Genomic DNA, 19,289 nt, shown 5'->3' with positions numbered 1-19,289 from the left:
GGGCAACGGCGCTGGTATCACTACAGTAAAGATGTGCGCTACGCAGAATCACTCCTGGACCTGGTCGGCAACACCCCGCTGGTGCGGCTGACGAAGACGACCGACGGTGCGCGGCCGCTGGTGCTCGCCAAGGTCGAGTACTTCAACCCCGGCGGCTCGGTGAAGGACCGGATCGCGGTCCGGATGATCGAGGCCGCGGAGGCGTCCGGCGAGCTGAAGCCCGGCGGCACGATCGTCGAGCCGACCTCCGGCAACACCGGTGTCGGGCTGGCGATGGTCGCGCAGCAGAAGGGCTACAAGTGCGTCTTCGTCTGCCCGGACAAGGTCAGTGAGGACAAGCGCAACGTCCTCAAGGCGTACGGCGCCGAGGTCGTGGTCTGCCCGACCGCGGTCGCGCCGGAACACCCGGATTCGTACTACAACGTGTCCGATCGGCTCGTCCGCGAGATCCCCGGTGCGTGGAAGCCGAACCAGTACGCCAACCAGAACAACCCGCGCTCGCACTACGAGACCACCGGTCCCGAGTTGTGGGAGCAGACCGAGGGCAAGATCACGCACTTCGTCGCGGGCGTCGGGACCGGCGGGACGATCAGCGGCACCGGTAAGTACCTGAAGGAGGTGTCCGGCGGTCGCGTACAGATCGTCGGCGCCGACCCGGAAGGCTCGGTGTACTCGGGCGGTACCGGCCGTCCGTACCTGGTCGAGGGTGTCGGCGAGGACTTCTGGCCGGAGACGTACGACCGCGACATCTGCGACCGCGTGATCGAGGTCTCCGACGCGGACTCGTTCGCGCTGACCCGGCGGCTGGCCCGCGAAGAGGCCATGCTGGTCGGCGGCTCGGCCGGGATGGCAGCCGCGGCGGCGATCCGGCTGGCGCACGAGCTCGACGACCCCGACGCGGTCATCGTCGTACTACTTCCGGATGGCGGCCGCGGTTACCTGACGAAGGTGTTCAACGACGACTGGCTGGCGCAGTACGGCTTCCTCGCGCACGCCCGCCAGGGCGCGACGCTCGGCGACATCCTGTCCCGCAAGGACGGCAGCCTGCCCGGCATGGTGCACACCCACCCACACGAGACCATCGCCGAAGCCGTCGCGATCCTGCGCGAGTACGGCGTATCGCAAATGCCCGTGGTCCGGGCCGAGCCGCCGGTGATGGCGGCCGAGGTAGCCGGCGCGGTGTCGGAGCGGACGCTGATGGACGCGCTGTACTCCGGCAAGGCACGGTTGGCCGACATGGTCGAGCAGCACATGGACCCGGCGCTGCCGTCCCTGGGCGCCGGCGAACCGGTGACCAAGGCGGTCGAATTGCTCGAAGGACGCGACGCCCTGATGGTCCTCGACGACGGCAAGCCGGTGGGCGTACTGACCCGGCAGGACCTCCTGGTCCATCTCTCCGCCGACTGACTCCCCGTTAACGCGATCTCACCGACCTCGGCGGTCTGCGTGGCCGACTTGGCGACGCGGTGGCGAGGTCTGTGAGGTCGCGGTTTCCCGGGGAGACTTAGCGATCCACAACTGACGGAATGATCGCGATCAGCGCGGTGATCACAATGCCGACCACAACCACTGCCGCTCCGAGAATCTGAAGAATTTCCATACCTCAAGAGTCCTGCACAACAGCTCCCCGGACATCGGCCTCCGGATCGGTCTTCCCCTCATCCCAAGGTCGTACGCCCCAACCCCCACCCTCCTACCAGAGGAGTCCGGGCAATCACCTACTAACCCCCAACAGGACCCCGCTCCGCGGCGACTGCCTGGTCGCCCGCCTCCGGCGGCGTGCTGCCGCCGTGAGTGAACGCCTACGCCGTGGGCAACTGTTCTTCTGAGGAAGTGGACACCGCTCCGCGGCCTCTACCTTTGCCCGCCTCCGGCGGCGTGCTGCCGCCGTGCGGTGCTTGTCTGCGCTGTGGGGAACTGCATTTGAGTGTGTGGGAGAGGACCCCGCTCCACGGCGACTGCTGTTACCCGCCTCCGGCCGGTGTCGGCCACCTACAGGCGGACATCAGCACTCCCGGAGACATCGCTACTCGATCGCCCCGAGGTGACATCGAGCTTCAGAAGCGAACGACACCCCCGAATTCACCGTCAAAGCCAGGGCCAGGTGCCGGTCGGGAAGTACATATCCACAACAGTGGATATGTACTTGGGTTGGAAGGCCGGGCCTGGTCGGCTGCCGAGGTGCGGTCCACTGCACGGGGTCAGTTCCCACCTGAGGTAACCGGTCCCGGGAACTGAACCACGCAGTGGGCGCTCAAATATGCAGTTCGACAGTACGTATACGTCTGCTGCGGGCGAGCTCAGGCGGGGCGGCCGGCTGGATGCCGGGTAGTGGGGCTATACGTACTGTCGAGCTGCAGGAGAAAGGCGGGCCGTCGGCGGGAGCCATGCCTTTGCGGGAACAGTCCCCCCACGACGCCTTCACAGGAACAGCTCCCCACGACACAGCGTCCAGTCCACGGCGGTAGCAGGCCGCCGGAGGCGGTTAGCAGGTCAGTCGCCGCGGAGCGGTGTCGTTTGGCTAGTGGACTAGGGCGTAGTCGGTGGGGTCTAGTTTTCGGGTTCGGCGCCAGTAGGTCATGGTCCAGTCGGGCCAGATGGTTGAGTTTCGGCCGGAGGCGTCCAGGTACCAGCTGGTGCAGCCGGATTGCCAGACCGTGTTGGTCAGGTCGCCTTGGACCGAGTCGACGAAACGTTCTTGGGCTTCTTCGCGGACCTCGACGTACGACGCGCCCCGGCGGCGGAGCAAGTGCAGTGCCTGCATGACGTAGCGGACCTGCGCTTCGATCATGAAGATCATCGACGAGTGACCGAGCAGGGTGTTCGGGCCGACCAGGAGGAACAGGTTCGGGTACCCGGCGACCGTGATGCCGAGGTGTGCCCCGATGCCGTTGCGCTTCCAGTGGTCGGCGAGGTCGACGCCGTCCTTGCCGAGGACGGGCATCCGGGTCAGGTTCGCGGAGACGGTGAAGCCGGTGCCGAGGACGAGGGTGTCGCAGGCGCGGTCGGTGCCGTCGGTGGTGACGACGCCGGTGGGGGTGATGCGCGCGATCGGGGTGGTGACGACGCTGACGTTCGGGCGGGCGAGCGCGGGGTAGTAGTCGTTCGAGATCAGGATGCGCTTGCAGCCGATCTGGTAGTCGGGCGTGAGCTTGGCCCGCAGTTCGGGGTCGGTGACCTGTTTGTGCAGGTGCCGTTTCGCCTGGAGTTCAAGGCCTTTCATCAGCTTCGGGTTTCCGGCGAAGCCGGCGCCACGGCCCTCGAGACCCCAGTAGATGACGTCGCGGATCGCCCGCTGCCCGGCCGGGAATCGCTCGTGCAGCTTGCGTTCCCAGCCGCCGATGGCCCGGTCCGGCTTGGGCGTCACCCACGGCGCGGTCCGCTGGTACACATCGAGCTGCGCGACCTGCGGCGCGATTTCGGGTACGAACTGAATGGCCGACGCACCGGTCCCGATCACCGCCACGTTTCGCCCACTCAGGTCCTGCGAGTGATCCCATTGGGCCGAGTGGAACGTCGCACCGGCGAAGGAATCCAGGCCGGGGAGATCCGGGTACTTCGGTTGATGCAGGCTGCCGACGCCGGTGATCAGCGCCTGCGTCTCGATCGTCTCGTCGCCATTGACCGTGACGGTCCAGCGGCCGTTCGCCTCGTCGAACACCGCTTCGGTGACTTCGGCGCCGTACCGGATCTTGTCCGCGATGCCGTACTTGTCCGCGCAGTGCCGCAGGTAGACGAGGATCTCGTTCCAGGGCGCGAACATGCGGGTCCAGCGCGGGTTCTGCTCGAACGAGAACGAGTACAGGTACGAGGGGATGTCGCAGGCGCAGCCCGGGTACGTGTTGTCGCGCCAGGTACCGCCAAGGTCGTCGGCCTTCTCGAGGATGACGAAGTCCTCGCAGCCGGCCTGCCGGAGCTTGATCCCCATGCACAGTCCGGCGAACCCGGACCCGATGATGACGACGTCGGTCATACCGTCCGAGGTTACCGGTGAGTCAGGCTCACCGTCACGCGTTCAACCGCCGCGCCTTGAACCGGGCGCCGCGCCGCGCGGTCAGCCCGGGTTCAGGCGGTCAGGCCTTCAGCCGGTACAGCGTCTCGCCGGCGTTCGGGACGACGAAGGTGCCGGGGTCGGCCTCGTACGCGGCGAGGTCGACGGTCGCGGGATCGAGATACCCGAGGTTCGCGCCGCGAACGACGTCCTCCGCAATCCCGGTCGCGAGCGTGACCTGGACGCGGAGGTGTTCACCGGTGGCCGGATCCCAGGTGCCCGCGCCGCGCAGGTGCGTGGAGTGCGCCAGCACGCCCCAATGCAGATCGCGGAACTTCTCCCACTGCCCGAGGAAGTAGTCGCGGCAGTGGTACCCGATCTGCGCGATCTCCGGATGCATCGCGGCCAGTTCGGTGACGTGCGGCGCGTACAGGATGACTTCGCCGCCGTCCGCGACGATCGGCTCGACCTTGTAGAACCCCTTCGCCGCGGTCCAGATGTCGGCGTACTTCGGTGGCATCACCGACACCACCCGCCGCACCGAACGCTCCACGTACCGGACGTGGGTCTGCGCGGAGATCTCGGCCGCCGCGCGCCACGACTCGGTGGTGTCGCCGAACGCGATCGCGTGCAGTGCGTCCGTACCGGACTGGGCGACCACGGACAGCGCGAGCTTCTCGGCCGGGATCATCGCGGCGGCTTCGTCGATCAAGGCGCGTACGGGCGTGATGCCCGGCGTACCGATGATGTTCGCGCTGGTGATCAGTGCGCCGAGCCAGTGCGACAGGTCGATGACCTCCTGGCCGGCGACCCCGGGGAAGAAGTACTTGTTGCCGCCGGAGAAACCGACCACCTCGTGCGGGAAGACCGGGCCGACGACCAGCGCCACATCGTGTTCGACGACTGCCCGGTTCAGCCGGACCGGGACCTCGTCGCGGAGCATCTCACCGGAGATCTCGCCGACCCGCGCGGAGCTGATCGTGCCGAGGTCGGCAAACGTTTCCGGCTTCCACCACTCGTGGTTGAGGACATTCGGGTAGTCGCCGCCGAGGTGCTCGCGGAGCTGCTCTGCGGTCATCTCCGCATGGGTGCCGAGGGCAACCAATATCGTGACTTGGCTGCCTTTGAGGGCCTGGGTGACCGCCTTCAGCAGCAGCGGGAGCGGGCAACTACGGGTAGCGTCCGGGACGATCACGCAGACGCTGCGCCCCTCGAGGCCCGCGCCGGCCAGAGCGTCACCGATGAACGCCGTCACCTCGTCCTCGGTCAGGACCTGTCCCGCACCACCGATCACCGCTGCCGTAGTCACAACTCGACCCTACCTACCTCCTGCCGCGCCTGCGCGGGCCCGGGCTTCGAGGCGCGGGACCATTGGACGGCGACGACCAGCGCGTACGCCACCGCTGCGGCCGGCACCGCCCAGTACCGGAAGAACGGGAGCTGCCCCGAGATCGCGGTCGCGGCGAACACCAGGCCGTACGTCATCAGTCCGGCGACCGTGCCGCGGCGGCGCGATTCGAGTGCGGTACTGGGAAGCGGGCCCATGTGCTTGTCGAGCGCGACGCCGAACGCACTGAGTCCGACCAGGGTGAGAATCACGAACAGGATGCCGCCGGGCAGATCACCGAACACGATCGCGACCACGTTCAGCAGCGTCACGAGCGCGAAGGCGAGCGCCATGTCGACGGCGCCGAAGATCAAGTGGTTCCGGCGCCGCCGGCGGAGATCGATGCCGTCGTCGGCGGTGCGTACCAGGCCGGGGTCGCCGGTCAGTCGCCGGAGGACGAGGATGAGGCCGACCACGATCACGGCCAGGAGCAGTACGCCGATGATCGACAGGACAACGGACCGGGTCGTCGACATGTACTGGCGGACGGTGTCGCCGTACACACAACTCGCCGACGGCGGAAACCAGCCGCTACGGACCGTCGTCAGGCTGTCCCCGGTCAAGAACTTCTGACCACACGAGCGATCCGGGTCGTACCAGCTCGGCATCGACAACGTCACCACCGTCGCCCAAACCAGCCCACCCACCAGCCCCAACCCCAACAACCAACCCGCCCACCGCCGCACCCAGTCCACACCTCCACCTTCTCATCCGCCGCCCGAGGTGATCCTCCGACTGCACGCGGCTCTGCCGACAGATCGGTTCCCGCCTCCTCGTCCAATGAGACGGGTTTGTTCCAGGCGCGTTGACCTCCCTAGGCACGGCCGGTAATGTGCCCCACCCCTAGCGACGAGTTTCCGCAGGCGGGTGGGGTTCCCATCCGGTTCTGTGGAGGTTGTCGTGACGAGGGATTTTCGGTGGTTGCTGGTCGGTCAGACGACCAGCCAGTTCGGGGCGCAGATCAGCGGTGTGGCGATTCCGCTGCTGGCGGTGCTCTCGCTGGGCGCCACGCCGTTCGAGCTCGGTCTGGTGTCGGCGTCGAGCACGATCGGGTTCGTCCTGATCGGGTTGCCGGCCGGCGCATGGATCGATCGCTGGCGCCGGCGTCCGGTGCTGGTGGCGAGTGATCTGGTCCGCGCGGGGTTGCTGGCGTCGGTCCCGGTGGCTGCGCTGGCCGGCGTACTGACGCTCACGCAGCTGATTGTGGTGTCGCTGCTGACTGGGATCGCGCGGGTCTTCTTCGACGTGGGGTATCAGAGCTATCTGCCGGCGGTGATCGGCACGGACCGGTTGCTGGCCGGAAACGCGACGCTGGAGACGGTCCGGGCGTCGGGGCAGATCGCCGGGCCGGGCGTTGGCGGGTGGCTGGTGTCGGCGATGGGTGCGGCGAACGTCGTCCTGGTCCAGGTGGTCGCGTTCGTCGTGTCCGCTGTGTCGCTGCGGTGCATCCGGGCCGAGGAGGACGTCGTACGGCGGGAGTCTCGTGGGTTGTGGATCGAGATTTGCGAAGGGCTCGTGTACGTCGTACGCCACCGCGTGCTGCGGGCAATCGCTCTGACCAGTGCGCTGAACAACTTCGCATTCGCGGTTGCGTCCGCGGTGAACCTGGTATTTCTCGTGCACACGCTCCGGTTGAGCGCGACGTGGGTCGGGATCGTCCTGGCGATCGGCTCCGCGTCGGCGATGCTGGGCGCGGCTTTGACGCCGCGTCTGGCGCGGGCGCTTGGTTCGGAGCGGATCAGCTGGTTGTCGCTCGGCTTCGCCGGAGCATTCGGCTTCCTGGTTCCGCTGGCGCGACCGGGCTGGTCGACGATGCTTGTGGTCATCGGTGTTGCCGCGGGGGAGACGGGGCAAATCGTCTACGCCATCTCGAGTGTGACGCTGCGCCAGCGGATCGTTCCGGCCGGTCTGCTGGGGCGCGTCAACGCGACGATGCGCTTCGTCCTGATGGGTCTGTTCCCGGTGGGTGCGGTCCTGGGTGGCGTCGTCGGTTCGTCCCTCGGCGCCCGGCCGACCCTGTGGCTTTCCGGCGCGCTGATCGCCATTTCCTGGCTCCCGCTCTACCAGGTTCTCCGCGACAGGGTCAGGGGCGCAGCTGCTTGGTGAACATGAGGTTGGCGCCGTCGTCGTTGCGGACTAGTTCGCCGGGTGGGACGGGGTGGTTGTCGTACATGAGGCCCTTGCCGTCGGGGATGTAGCCGCGGCGGGCGTACATGCGTTGGGCGGTGCCGTAGTCGGCGTAGAGGCCGACGCCGATTCCGACGACGGGGGATCGGGTGGCGACACGGGCCTCGGCGGCGTCCATCAGGGCGGTGCCGATGCCGCGGCGGCGGTACTGCGGGAGGACGTTGAAGTCCTGGATCTCGGGGATCACCTGGAAGTACGGCGAGACCCAGCGCACGGTGACGTACCCGGCGAAAACGTCGTCTACTGTTGCGATCAGTACGTCCCGGTCGCCGGCTTCCTGTTCGGCGAGGTACCGGCGGTACTGGCTCTCGGGCTTGTTCCAGCCGATCGCATCGAAGGCCGCGGCGAGTACTGGCGGATCGTCGGCGCGTAGCGGGCGGATCGCATGATCGGGCATGTCCGACAGACTGCTGCGCGGATGCGGACCGCGCAAATGACTTTTAGTAGCGGTCAAGAACTGTCCGCTATGTCTTCTAGAGTGCAGGTATGAACAATCTGGTGAGTGGTGAGCGGGCAGACATTCTCGAGTTTCTGGGCAAGCATCGGCACTTCCTGCGGCACACCGCGCAGGGCCTGACCGACGAGCAGGCGAGTACGCGGTCGACGGTGAGCGAGCTGACGGTCGGCGGCCTGATCAAGCACGTGACGGCGACCGAGCTGCACTGGGCCGACTTCGCGCAGGGCAAGGGCGGGAACGCGCCGACGGAGTACACCCCTGAGGTGATCGCGGCGTGGCAGGACCAGTTCCGCCTGGTGGAGGGCGAGACGCTGGCCGATGTACTCGCCGAGTACGAGAAGGTGGCCGCCGCGACCGACGAGCTGGTCCGTACGCTCGACCTCGACGCCAGCTTCGAGCTGCCGTCCGCCCCGTGGCAACCGCCGGGCGTCTTCTGGACCGTACGCCGCATCTTCTTCCACATCGCCGCCGAAACCGCCCAGCACTCCGGCCACGCCGACATCATCCGCGAAGCCATCGACGGCCAGAAAACCATGGGCTGAGCCGCCCAGGAACTCGACCGCCGGCTGGCGGGTTGTTTCACCGCTGACCGGTTACAACGCGCCAGCGGCGAACAACCCGCCAGTGGCCGGCTCGGAGCGGATCCGCTGGGCCTGAGCTGGTTCTTTGGTGGTACGGGCGTGTTAATATCGCCAGGCTTGTATTGACACGGTCGTGTTGCAACCTGGTCGGAGAGTCCTGTGGCTGGTGTTCAGGACCCGGAAGTGCGAGCCGTACGCCGCGGACCCGGCGCGCTATTGCGCCGGCGCAGCGTTCAGCTCGCCATTCTGGGGTGGATCGTCTGCAATGGAGTGGTGCTCGCGGTCGCGAAAGGCACTCTGCCGTTCGACTGGCCCGAGGCGGCGTCGCGTACCCCGGTCGGGCAACTGGTCAACGCGGACCTCGGTCTGCTCGAGGTGCTGCTTCTCGCCGCCCTGGTCTACTGGTTGACCCGTCGGCGACCCACGCTCAACCTGGCCGATCGGGCGCCGGAGCGTACGCTCGCACTCCGCGAAACCGTCATACTCCTGGTGTACGGCGCGGGCGGGCTGATCGTCGGGTTCGTACTGGCGCGGACCTTCGGCTGGCATCCGTTCGGTTTGCATCTGGCCGGGTCGCTGTACGGTACGCACGCCCACGTCAGTGCGACCGAGGCGATCGTTTGGGCGGCCTACAACCTGGTTGTGTACGCGGTGCTTCCACTGCTGTACTTCCGCCGGCGTTACTCATCCGAAGCGCTGAATCTGAAATCATCCAATCGTCGCGCCGACGCCGTACTGATCCTTGTGGTGCTGACGATCGAGGCACTGGTCCAGATCGCCGCGCTCGACCCCGCGATCTTCGAACTCAGCGGCCGCCAACTCGCGCTCGGCATGCCGCTGACGTTTGTGCTGTACCTCGCCGGCGCCGTACTCCCCGCGATGATCTTCATCTACGCGATCCTCGTACCGCGCTTCCTCCGGCTCACCGGGTCGACCGCGACCACGGTGATCCTCGGCGGACTGACGTACACGGCGCTGCACATCTGGGACGCCTGGACCCTCTTCAACACCCCCGGAAACGCCGCGTTGTCGCTGGCGTTCCTGGTCTTGACCTACTTCGCCCCCGGCATGTTCAAGACCGTCCTCACCGTCCGAACCGGCAACGCCTGGGTCCACGTCTGGGCGTACCACGCCCTCGTCCCCCACACCCTCGTGGACACCCCCAACACAGTCCACATCTTCCGCATCACCTAGCCCACTCGGCCAACTTCAGGTGGAAGAGAACAACTGCTGCCAGGTGGTGGCGGTGAGGATGCGGGTGAGGATTGCTGAACGGTCGCCGGGCCAGGCGTGGTCACCGAGGCAGGTGTAGTTGTGGTGGTTGCTGCCGGCAAGTAAGAGGCGGATGAGGTTGAAGTCGGGTTCCGCGCCGTAGCCGTCGTACAGGGGCTTCCACCAGTTGTACCTGCTGCCGTGGAGCCGGCCAGTCAGTTCGATTGCGAGTTTGGTGAGGTCGAAGAGGGGGCAGCCGGCGGAGGTGACCTCTAGGTCCAGTACGCCGGTTACCGCGCCGTCTTCGAGGAAGAAGCCGTTGGCGTGACAGTCGCCGTGTACGAAGCGGGGCGGCTCGTACGCGTCGCGGAGATCATCGATCGAGTCGGCCAGCAAGCGGGTCAGCTGATCCGTCACAGCTGGCCGAACCTTGGTGCTGTCGTCCGCCCACGTACAGATCGCGTCCTTCAGGAACCGTTCGTATCGCCAGCTCGGATGCTGGTACGCGTCCACCGCCGGCTCGCGCGTCGGCGCCCCGTCGAGAAGATAACCGGGGTATTCGAAGGTCAGCGTGTGCATCGCGGCCAGGTGCCGCCCGACCTGACGCAACGCCGCGTCGGCCTCGCCCCGGCTCGACGTCGGCAGCAGCTCCACGAGTGATGAGCCAGGGAGCGCGGTCGTCAGCAGGTACGGCCAGCCGAGCGGGTTGTCGCGAGTGGTCGAGAACGCGTCGACAGTCGGCGTCGGCAGGCCGGCTTCGGCGAGGATGCGGTGCCCGGTCATCTCGTGCTGAACAGTACGGCCGGCGTCGCGGGCGTCATTGCCGTACCAGGATTTGGTATGTGCTTTCAAATACCAGACATGCCCGGGCGTGACGATGCGCCAGGTGTGGTTCTCCGGGCGTACGAAGGACACGCGCAACTCCGCCGACGAGCCCCAACAATCGCCCGCGCCGCGGCAACACTCAACCCCTCCACCATCACCCAGCCTTTTCGCAAATGATGAGGGCACCGCCGCGGCGAGGCCCTCATCGTCAGCCGTCAGTGACTACTTCCCATCGATGATGACCTGTTCACTGACGGTTCCGTCGGGGTTGGTGACGACTCTGCGGATGGATTCGGGCGGCAGCGCGCCGGCGGTCCCGTCCGGCGGCGTCACAGCCACCATCACCGGATTGCCGTCTTCATCCAGTACGACATGACCGTTCTCGTCGGCAATCGGTGCCTGGCCCCCTGGAGATCCCATGCCACTTACTGTGCCTATTGCCTGACGAATTGTCATCACTCCCCGGGTATGAAGGCGCCCCGATGTTCGTCCAGCGGATTGGTTCGTTGTATGGGTCAGGAAAGGTCTGGGCGTTTGCGTGGTACCTGGAAGCGGTGGATTTGCTGGGGCCAGCCGCAGGCGATTGCGATCTTGCCGGCCCAGAGGCGTGCGGCCGCTTCGTCCGCGACGTCCACGACCGCGAAGCCGCCGAGGTGTTCCTTTGTCTCGATGTACGGTCCGTCGCTGAACAGTGGCGTGCCGCTCGACGGGTCGACGCTGACCACCGGCGCCTCGGGGTCCAGGCCGCCGGTGAAGATCAGCACCCCCGCCGCCTCCATCTCCGCGCGCAACACGGTGACCCGCCGCCCCGCCTCCGCCAGCTCGGCGTCCGTCAGGTCCGGAACCCAGCTCTCATCGAACGCGATGAGGTACTCAGCCATCTCGTCTCCTCAATCCGGGGCGGCCCCAAAGGCAACCCTCCACCATCACCACGAACTCCAACCCCACAATCCGACAACCCACCCCAGTTTTTCCCGTACGGTGCGCAGACACCCCGAACGGAGACCAAATGCACGCAAAACTCGTCCGCGACCGAATCCCCGCCCTGATCCGCGCCACCGGCGCCGATCCGATCACCCACCAGGCCACCCCACCCGAATACACCCGTGAACTCCGCGCCAAACTCCAGGAGGAGGTCGACGAGTTCCTGACCGCCGACCCGGCCGGCGCGGTCGAGGAGCTGGCGGACATCCTCGAGGTCGTCTACGCACTGGCGGCCGATCTGGGCACCACCAGCGAGTCCCTCGACGCAACCCGCATCGCTAAAGCCACCGAGCGCGGCGCCTTCACCACCCGCACGATCTGGAGCGGCACCCGCTGACGGACTGGTGGGAAATGGGGGAGCGCGGGGGCGGGGGAGGTGTCAGGATGCTGGGATGGTCGTGCGGGCGTTGAGCTTTGGGGCAGTGGCGGAGGCGTACGAGCGGTACCGGCCCGGGTATCCGGCTGAACTTCTCGAGCTGGTGATGGCGTACGGCGGTCCGATGCGTACTGCACTGGAGATCGGCGCGGGCACGGGCAAGGCGACGCGGCTGTTCGTACATGGTGGGATGTCGGTCACGGCGACTGAGCCGGACGCGGCGATGCTTGCGGAGTTGCGCAAACACCTGCCGGCAAACGTCATCACGGTGCAGGCCGCGTTCGAGGATCTGCCGTTGGATTCGGCGTACGACCTGGTGTACTCGGCGGCCGCACTGCACTGGACAAATCCGGACGGCCGCTGGGAACGAATGGCCGCGCTGGTCCGGCCAGGTGGGGTCTTCGCGTCGTTCGGTGTCCCGATCCAGCTGGCTGATCCGGAGCTCAGCGAGGCGGTACGCGCGGCCCGGGCGCCGTACCTCGAAGACGACGGCGTCCCATCGCCCGACGGCACGCCCGCGGATCAGCCGATGCAGTGGCCGGGCACGGAGCTCGAGCAGTCCGAATGGTTCACCGACGTTCGCCAAACCGTGATCGAACGCCGCGTGACGATGCCGGCCGAGGACTACATCGGCCAACTCGCGACAGTCTCGGCGTACGTACTGCTCGACCCCACCGACCGCGACCAGGTCTTCCGCCGAATCCGCCAGGCCCTCCCGGAAACCGTAGAACTCAACGCCGACATCCACACCCACCTCGCCCGCCGCAAGTAGCCGACGCACCTGGCTCCGGATCCTTCTGCCGCCAGGCGCCCGCCGGATGCACCCGCCGCCGCGTGCTTCCCGGTGCGGTTACTCGCCGCTCAGCCAGCCGCTGGTGCGGGAGGCATGGACCGCCCCGGGAAAGGTGCCCGGGATCTTCCCGTACGGCGTGATCCTGGTCGCCGTCCCCTTCGCCTGGCTGAACAAGTACTGATAACCGGAGTCGGTGTTGTGGTCGATGCCGACGACGACCGATCCGTTGTAGTTGCCGCAGTGTTCGATCAGCAGTGACTCGAACGACGACCAGCCGGACTTGCGGATCAGCTTCACGACCGGCTTCGCCTTCGCGGTGGTCGGGATGTGGATCGTGTACAGCGCCCCGGCCGTGGTCGTCATCAGCAGCGTGTCGTACGTCGCCTGCTGGCTGATCATCGCCATCGCCTTGAAGCTCCTGAATCCACCGAACGATCCGTACGCCCGATAACCGGCGCCGCTCGCCGCGTACCGGTAGAGGTTCCCGTTGGTGTTCAGGCCGTAAAGGAACGAGTGCGGCGTTTGGTGGTCGTAGTTCGAGGTTGCGATCGACTTGAAGCTCGTCCACCCGCCGCCGAGCTTGGTCGCGGTCACCCGGGCCCGGCCACCCGGCGGGGTGAGCGTCGAGTGGCGGTACAGGTAGGCGCCCTGGAGCAGCAGCCCGTACGAGTACTGCTCACCGCGGCGCCCGTTGGCCATGTACCAGGTGGACATCGCCCGCACCGGCACGAACTGCGCGAGCTGATACGTACCCCAGTTCCGCGGCGGCTTCGCGGCGAGCACGTCCGTCTCGTGCACGGCGTTCGCACTGTCGGGCCACACAACTTGATTGATGCACGGCACCGACTCGGCAACCGCAGCCTGCGCAGGCCCCGGCATCCCAGTCGCCACCAGCACTCCGACCCCAGCGAGCACCATCCCCAGCCGCCGTACGCCCATCCGCCCCATCCCTCCACGATCTTCAACCCCGGACCGCAGACAATAACGCCCCCCACGGACAATTCCCGCGCCCATTGCCACTTCCTGCAAAAACGCGCGGCCGCACCAACGAACCCTCTAAAATCGCCGGATGGAACGAGCAACCCGCGACGGCCTCAAACGGATGCGCCGGCCGCGCCGGTTGCCCGCCGTGCCAAGCAGAATCTGGACGGACGACGAGTGGCACCGGCTGCAGCTCGGGTATCGCGCTCAGGACATGGATGAGAAATGGCACGTGTTCGCGGAGGAGAACGTCGTCTTCCTGCACCGGAGTTGGACGGGCGCGGGAATGTTCGAAGTCACCTTCACGCCGGCCGATGACGGTGGCCGGCGGATCTCTCAGGTGACAGTCAGGCGCGAATGGTTCGATCCGATCAGACGGCTGCTCTCGAGGAGTTCTCGCAGTGAGGACGAGTCCCATTGCAGCTGGGCCGAGGCGGTTCTCGGCAATGTCGCCTCGGCGGACCGGTCCGAGGACTCCGACTAACTTCTCGGACCCACCACCCCAGTCCACTCTCTGGACCACGCGTCACGATGTCCGCGAGGGGCGCTCAGTGCAACCCTCGCGTCAGCGCAGCCCTCTTCAGCTGTCAGCGGGGAATGGGGCATCGGTGTTGCTGTGGCAGCGGTAGCCGTTCGGCTTTTTGTGTAGGTACTGCTGGTGCTAGCGATACCTCGTAGGCGGTAGGAGCCGATTCAGTGAATTGCGGGCGAGTCGCCAGTCGCTGGGGGTCACCGGACCGACGCGGATGATCACCCGTCGGGTGACGCCGGCGTATATGGTTGAGTCCTCGGCATGGCGAGGAGGCGCCGGTGAACAGCGCTCGTGAGGACCCGGCTGACGCGGCGGCGACGCTGGTCCCAGCCGAGCCGTTGGATCATGTCGATCCATACCGGACTATTGAGGAGTGGTGGGGTGATCCCCTTAGTGCCACTCTGATCCAGCGGATGGAGCGGGCGCCACTGCAACATTTGCGTGAATTCGCAGAGTTCGTCAATGACCTGAGGATTCCGCCGGCAGCGCGAAGGCCGTTGCCGACCATTGCCCCAGGTCAACTGCGGCCCCTGCTGCTTCGGGACACCATTCGTCCTGAAGATATTCCCTACAACTTCGGCAATCTGGTGCCGACGCTCCTGCTCTACGCACACTTCGCGGCTGTCGAAAACCCACTCCCGTCTTCCGTCTCTGAACGCGAGACATTGTTTCGGGCCGTGAACCAGTTGCATGTCCTGCAGCCACTCGCCGAGGCGTCTCTTATCCACTTCATCGATCCGGACGCACGGGATCGCCATCCGTCGCGGAACAGTGTGCTGAGAGCTCAGGATCTACGGGCCTTGGCTCAAGATCCGGCGACATCCGACGCTTGCCTCGAACTCATCGAACTTGCAGTTCACGATGGTGGCGACCTGTCTGAACAGATGTTCCTCATGAATCTTTACGGTGGGCGCCGATTGAGGATCGTTTCCAGTCAGCCCGTCGGCCAACTACATTCCACCTCGCTCAGTCGTGAGGAAGCCCTCTTCATGGACCTCACACTGCATCGGGTTGCCAGCCGTACCGATCGCCGGCTCCTCAATCTGGAGAAGTTGGCGCAACTGTCTGTCCCGAAGCTCGAGGGGAAGACCGAGTCGCTCGTCGCCATTCGGACGTCCGACGAGGTCTTTGCGGATTGGAGGGAACACCTGGCTTCGGCGCTGGCGCAAGTAGAGAACATCCAAGCAACTGACAACTGGGCGTCAGAGGCAGCCGGCATTCTTGATGCCGAGCTGGCCCCAATCCGCGAGAGGATACGCGTATCTGCGACGAAATCGCCCGTTCTCAGCTCGATGAAGGTCGGCCTTACGAGTCTCGCGATCTCAGGTTTCGGGTCGGTTGCCGGCCTGGCCGTGGGCGGAGATCTGGCATCCGCGGCAGTCGGCGCAGCAGCAGGCCCGGTCGCTGAGACCGTGAAGTCCTACGTGGAGTCAAGGGCCCACCGGCGGCAGGCGAAAGCGCTGCTGGACGTCTCGCTGGCGTTTCACGATCAGCGCTAGCAGATCCCCCAACCCTTGCGCTCTCCCACGGGGCGCCGGTGTTGCTGTGGCAGCGGTAGCCGTTTGGGTTTTTGTGACGGTACTGCTGGTGGTAGCAATACCGTCAGGGCGAGGGATCGTCGTCGACCAGGTCGCCTGTCTCATTGGCTGAGTCCACAACTGCGTCGAAGTACGGCCATCCGTCGACCTCGGTCACCTGCTCGCGTACGAAGAGGTCCAGGGTCGGCAAAGCCGCATCCAGGAGCCGGCGAACTGTTCCAGGCTCGAAGAGATTGAGATAGCTGCGATCCGGCAGACGCACCAGGGCCGCGGCGTCGAAGTACGTGTTCGAGACGACCCGGTCCGGGCCGGGACGGAAGACGAAGACCAACCTGTGCCGCGTGCCCTCAGGGAACAAAGAGAGCGTCAGCCGGCCGTCCTCATAGCTGGGTTTCACCTGCTGACGGACCGTCCAGCGCCAAGCGACGTCACCCACCACGAGACGGCGCAGGCGGCGGTCGTCGTTCTTCACCCGGACACCGTATGACACGAGTGCCCGGTCGCTTGGCGGTCGGGCACTCGTGTGCGTTACAGCTTGTCAGCAGGGAACGGGGCGCCGGTGTTGCTGTGGCAGCGGTAGCCGTTGGGGTTTTTGAACAAGTACTGCTGGTGGTAGGCCTCGGCGTAGTAGAACGTGCTGGCGGGGGCGATTTCGGTGGTGATGTCGTCGTAGCCGAGGGGCTTGATGACGGGGGCGTACAGGTCGCGGGTGCGTTCGGCTTCGGCTCGCTGGGCGTCTGTCGTGTAGTAGATCGCGGAGCGGTACTGGGAGCCGAGGTCGTTGCCCTGGCGCATGCCCTGGGTCGGGTCGTGGGTTTCCCAGAAGACCTTCAGCAGGTCGGTGAAGGTGGTTTTGCTCGGGTCGTACACGATCCGGACGGCCTCGGCGTGGCCGGTTCGGCCGGTGCAGACTTCTTCGTACGTCGGGTTCGGGGTGTAACCGCCCGCGTACCCGACGGCGGTGGTGTACACGCCGGGCAGTTGCCAGAAGATCTCCTCGGTACCCCAGAAACATCCCGTACCGAACCAGACCTCGTCGAAGCCCTCGGGCGCGGCGGCGGTCTGCGGGGTGTGCAGGACGATGTTCTCGCCGGGGACGGCGAAGCCGGGCGTGTCCCGCCCGGGCAGGGCGGCCGACGGCTCGACCATGGCGGTGTTGCGGGTGAAGAACGACATTCTCACGCCTCTCGCAGTCTGACTCTCATAGTCCCTCAACGCCCACGCCCAGGCGAACCTTCCCCAGCCCCCTTACGGCGCGATGACGTAGCGCATCAGGCGATCATCACGGGTGAGCGGCGGCCCGGTGCGGCCATGGTCAGGGCGGCGTACGACTCCGCGACGCGCGCGACACCTTCGCGGAGTGCATCCACTTCGAGCGTGAACGGGAGCCGAACGAATGATTCGAGCCCGCCATCAGGGGAGAACCGCGACCCGGCAACCAGCAACGCACCATAGCGCTGAGCGACCCCGACCAGACTGGACCCAACCGGCTCCGGCAGCTCGCACCACAGCGACAACCCGCCCCCGGGCAACCGGAAATTCCACGACGGAAGCTCACGAGCGACCGCGTCAGCCAGCGCATCCCGCCGCTCCGCCAACGCGGCCCGGCGCTCGGGCAGCAGTGTCGCGCGCTGGCGGAGCAGGTCCGCGACCACCAACTGCTCCAGCACCGGCGCCCCGAGATCCAGCGACGCCCGCGCATCCAGCACTCGCGCGACCAGCGACGACGGCACCCGCATCCACCCGATCCGCAGCCCGCCCCAGAACGACTTGCTCACCGACCCGACCGTGATCACGCCGTCCGGGTCGTACGAGGCGAACGGCGGCGGCATCTCCTGCCCGTCCAGCGACAATTCGAACAGCGTCTCGTCCACGATCGCCGTCGTCCGGCTGCGCGCGAACGCGGCCGCGAGCCGCTGCCGATCCGCGGCCGGCATCAGGAAACCGGTCGGGTTCTGGAAGTCCACCACCAGCCACGCCGCCCGCGGCGCCGTCTGCCGAATCGTTGCTTCGAGCAACGGAAGGTCCCAGCCACCAGGCGACATCGGGACGGCAACCACCCGGCAGCCACTGCGCCGGATCGCGTCCACCGAGTTCGGGTGGGTCGGGCTCTCGGTCAGTACCCGGTCGCCGATCTGCGTGACCGCCCGCACCGCGATCGACGTCGCCGCCAGCGCCCCGGCGGTGACGATGATCTGATCCGGCGAGGTCGGCAGGCCGCGTTCGCCGTACGCCGCCGCGATCTCCGCCCGCAGCACGGGCAGCCCCTGCGGGTGGTACCCGGGCGTCGTCAGGTGCACCGGCATTTCCGCGGCAGCCGCCGCGACCGCGGCACTGATCCCCGGGATCGCGGACGGTGCCGCGCAGGTGAAGTCGTACAGCCCGTCGGTGTCGATCCCGGGCGCGTGGTGCCGCCCGAGCTCCGGCGCGACCTTCGACGGCAGCGCCGTGACGCTCCCCGAACCACGCCGGCTGATCAAGTACCCGCTGTCCCGCAGCTCCCGGTACGCCGACGCGACCGTGGTCCGGCTGACGCCCAACGCCTCGGTCAGCTCCCGCTCGCTCGGCAGCCGCGAACCGGGCATGATCCGCCCATCCGCGATCAGCAACCGGAGCCGTTCGGACAGCACCCGGTACGCCGGGCCCGTCCCGTCGGCCCAGTCGCCGAGCAGGCCGGACAAAGTACTCGCGGGGAGGTAGCGCATGCAGTCCACTATTACGCAATTGGCTATCGAACACCAGGCCACTTGGCCCGGACACTGGAGGACGTGACCGCCACCTCCGATGCCCCGTCGCGTCAGCTCGCGCCCATCAACCCGATCCAGCAGCTGAAAGCAGGCCACCTGCCGCGCCGTTTGGTCCAGCTGTACGTGGGCCTGACGCTGTACGGCGCCTCGATGGGCCTGATGATCCAGGGCAACCTCGGCCTGGACCCGTGGGACGTGTTCCACTCCGGCATCACCAAGCACCTCCCACTCAGCTTCGGGACGGTCGTGATCGCGGTCAGTTTCGTCGTACTGCTCGCCTGGATCCCGCTCCGGCAGTGGCCCGGGCTGGGTACGCTCAGCAACGCGATCGTGATCGGTCTGGTCACCGACCTGACGCTGGCGACCGTCGGCCGGCCGAGCGAGCTCTGGTTGCGGATCGTGTTCATGCTGGCCGGTGTGGTGGTCAACGCACTGGCCGGTGCGCTGTACATCGGCGCCCAGTTCGGCCCTGGTCCGCGCGATGGATTGATGACCGGCCTGGTACGTCGCACCGGGCTGAGCGTTCGCCTGGTGCGTACGTCGATCGAGCTCACCGTCCTTGCGACCGGCTTCCTGCTCGGCGGATCGATCGGTGTCGGCACGGTTGTGTACGCCCTGTCGATCGGCCCGCTGGTGCACTACCTGCTGCCACTGTTCACGGTCCGGTTGAAGGACCACTCCTGACATATGCGGCGGGC

The 19,289-nt window shown here is 66.7% G+C and carries 20 protein-coding genes; 9 read left to right on the top strand and 11 right to left on the bottom strand.

All coding sequences use genetic code 11. The annotated features are described in order from the left end of the window. Nucleotides 1-33 precede the first annotated feature (33 nt). Nucleotides 34-1,407: a cystathionine beta-synthase gene (locus ABD260_RS20575; protein ID WP_344235235.1), complete on the top strand. Its 1,374-nt coding sequence runs from the start codon at nt 34-36 to the stop codon at nt 1,405-1,407. Nucleotides 1,408-2,521: 1,114 nt separating this feature from the next. On the opposite strand, the gene ABD260_RS20570 is transcribed toward ABD260_RS20575, so the two are convergent. The 3 genes from ABD260_RS20570 to ABD260_RS20560 form a co-directional block, all read right to left on the bottom strand. Further along, on the bottom strand, nt 2,522-3,973 hold the full coding sequence (locus tag ABD260_RS20570; RefSeq protein ID WP_344235234.1) for a flavin-containing monooxygenase: 1,452 nt from the start codon (nt 3,971-3,973) through the stop codon (nt 2,522-2,524). 100 nt (nt 3,974-4,073) lie between these two features. After that, complete coding sequence (locus tag ABD260_RS20565; RefSeq protein WP_344235233.1) at nt 4,074-5,300, bottom strand: lactate racemase domain-containing protein; 1,227 nt, start codon at nt 5,298-5,300, stop codon at nt 4,074-4,076. Next, nucleotides 5,297-6,025: a hypothetical protein gene (locus tag ABD260_RS20560; protein WP_344235232.1), complete on the bottom strand. Its 729-nt coding sequence runs from the start codon at nt 6,023-6,025 to the stop codon at nt 5,297-5,299. Before ABD260_RS20560 ends, ABD260_RS20565 begins: the two co-directional genes overlap by 4 nt. A 253-nt stretch (nt 6,026-6,278) precedes the next feature. Between ABD260_RS20560 and ABD260_RS20555 the strand changes: the two genes are divergently transcribed. Next, the gene (locus tag ABD260_RS20555; protein WP_344235231.1) at nt 6,279-7,484 is read left to right on the top strand and encodes an MFS transporter; all 1,206 of its coding nucleotides are present in this window, start codon (nt 6,279-6,281) and stop codon (nt 7,482-7,484) included. On the opposite strand, the gene ABD260_RS20550 is transcribed toward ABD260_RS20555, so the two are convergent. Continuing rightward, nucleotides 7,462-7,962, bottom strand: coding sequence for a GNAT family N-acetyltransferase (locus ABD260_RS20550; protein ID WP_344235230.1), 501 nt, complete (start codon nt 7,960-7,962; stop codon nt 7,462-7,464). The genes ABD260_RS20555 and ABD260_RS20550 overlap by 23 nt on opposite strands. 89 nt (nt 7,963-8,051) lie before the next feature. Here ABD260_RS20550 and ABD260_RS20545 point away from each other — a divergent pair, with 89 nt between their 5' ends. Both ABD260_RS20545 and ABD260_RS20540 read left to right on the top strand, forming a co-directional pair. After that, entirely contained in the window at nt 8,052-8,564 is a 513-nt protein-coding gene (locus ABD260_RS20545) for a DinB family protein (protein ID WP_344235229.1), read from the top strand. A 198-nt stretch (nt 8,565-8,762) separates the two neighbouring features. Then, nucleotides 8,763-9,797 carry a hypothetical protein gene (locus ABD260_RS20540; protein WP_344235228.1) on the top strand — a complete coding sequence of 345 codons (1,035 nt, stop codon included), beginning with the start codon at nt 8,763-8,765 and terminating at the stop codon, nt 9,795-9,797. Between the two features lie 15 nt (nt 9,798-9,812). Here the strand turns inward: ABD260_RS20540 and ABD260_RS20535 are convergent, their stop codons facing one another. From ABD260_RS20535 to ABD260_RS20525, 3 genes are all read right to left on the bottom strand, one after another. After that, nucleotides 9,813-10,730, bottom strand: coding sequence for a phosphotransferase family protein (locus tag ABD260_RS20535; RefSeq protein ID WP_344235227.1), 918 nt, complete (start codon nt 10,728-10,730; stop codon nt 9,813-9,815). A 132-nt stretch (nt 10,731-10,862) separates the two neighbouring features. Next, nucleotides 10,863-11,060: a hypothetical protein gene (locus ABD260_RS20530; protein WP_344235226.1), complete on the bottom strand. Its 198-nt coding sequence runs from the start codon at nt 11,058-11,060 to the stop codon at nt 10,863-10,865. 95 nt (nt 11,061-11,155) lie between these two features. Next, nucleotides 11,156-11,521: a YciI family protein gene (locus ABD260_RS20525; RefSeq protein WP_344235225.1), complete on the bottom strand. Its 366-nt coding sequence runs from the start codon at nt 11,519-11,521 to the stop codon at nt 11,156-11,158. A gap of 128 nt (nt 11,522-11,649) precedes the next feature. On the opposite strand from ABD260_RS20525, the gene ABD260_RS20520 reads away from it, so the two are divergent. Both ABD260_RS20520 and ABD260_RS20515 read left to right on the top strand, forming a co-directional pair. After that, nucleotides 11,650-11,961: a nucleoside triphosphate pyrophosphohydrolase gene (locus ABD260_RS20520; protein WP_344235224.1), complete on the top strand. Its 312-nt coding sequence runs from the start codon at nt 11,650-11,652 to the stop codon at nt 11,959-11,961. Nucleotides 11,962-12,016: 55 nt separating this feature from the next. Next, nucleotides 12,017-12,772, top strand: a complete 756-nt coding sequence (locus ABD260_RS20515) for a class I SAM-dependent methyltransferase (RefSeq protein ID WP_344235223.1) — start codon at nt 12,017-12,019, stop codon at nt 12,770-12,772. Nucleotides 12,773-12,850: 78 nt separating this feature from the next. Here the strand turns inward: ABD260_RS20515 and ABD260_RS20510 are convergent, their stop codons facing one another. Further along, nucleotides 12,851-13,732 carry a hypothetical protein gene (locus tag ABD260_RS20510; protein WP_344235222.1) on the bottom strand — a complete coding sequence of 294 codons (882 nt, stop codon included), beginning with the start codon at nt 13,730-13,732 and terminating at the stop codon, nt 12,851-12,853. 130 nt (nt 13,733-13,862) lie between these two features. Between ABD260_RS20510 and ABD260_RS20505 the strand changes: the two genes are divergently transcribed. Both ABD260_RS20505 and ABD260_RS20500 read left to right on the top strand, forming a co-directional pair. Further along, nucleotides 13,863-14,258, top strand: a complete 396-nt coding sequence (locus ABD260_RS20505; protein ID WP_344235221.1) for a hypothetical protein — start codon at nt 13,863-13,865, stop codon at nt 14,256-14,258. 326 nt (nt 14,259-14,584) lie between these two features. Next, nucleotides 14,585-15,805 carry a hypothetical protein gene (locus ABD260_RS20500; RefSeq protein ID WP_344235220.1) on the top strand — a complete coding sequence of 407 codons (1,221 nt, stop codon included), beginning with the start codon at nt 14,585-14,587 and terminating at the stop codon, nt 15,803-15,805. Nucleotides 15,806-15,908: 103 nt separating this feature from the next. On the opposite strand, the gene ABD260_RS20495 is transcribed toward ABD260_RS20500, so the two are convergent. From ABD260_RS20495 to yczR, 3 genes are all read right to left on the bottom strand, one after another. Next, nucleotides 15,909-16,316, bottom strand: a complete 408-nt coding sequence (locus ABD260_RS20495; RefSeq protein WP_344235219.1) for a protein kinase family protein — start codon at nt 16,314-16,316, stop codon at nt 15,909-15,911. A gap of 56 nt (nt 16,317-16,372) precedes the next feature. After that, nucleotides 16,373-17,020 (bottom strand): peptide-methionine (S)-S-oxide reductase MsrA, encoded by a 648-nt coding sequence (gene msrA, locus ABD260_RS20490; protein ID WP_344235218.1) that lies wholly within the window; start codon nt 17,018-17,020, stop codon nt 16,373-16,375. A gap of 95 nt (nt 17,021-17,115) precedes the next feature. Beyond that, nucleotides 17,116-18,549: a MocR-like transcription factor YczR gene (gene yczR, locus ABD260_RS20485; RefSeq protein ID WP_344235217.1), complete on the bottom strand. Its 1,434-nt coding sequence runs from the start codon at nt 18,547-18,549 to the stop codon at nt 17,116-17,118. A 63-nt stretch (nt 18,550-18,612) separates the two neighbouring features. On the opposite strand from yczR, the gene yczE reads away from it, so the two are divergent. Next, nucleotides 18,613-19,275 carry a membrane protein YczE gene (gene yczE, locus ABD260_RS20480; RefSeq protein WP_344235216.1) on the top strand — a complete coding sequence of 221 codons (663 nt, stop codon included), beginning with the start codon at nt 18,613-18,615 and terminating at the stop codon, nt 19,273-19,275. The last annotated feature ends 14 nt before the right edge of the window (nt 19,276-19,289 follow it).

Source organism: Kribbella hippodromi, from assembly GCF_039531045.1.
Lineage (GTDB): Bacteria > Actinomycetota > Actinomycetes > Propionibacteriales > Kribbellaceae > Kribbella > Kribbella hippodromi.
The sequence above is the reverse complement of the archived record's forward strand: the minus strand, read 5'-3'. Positions and strand labels throughout refer to the sequence as shown.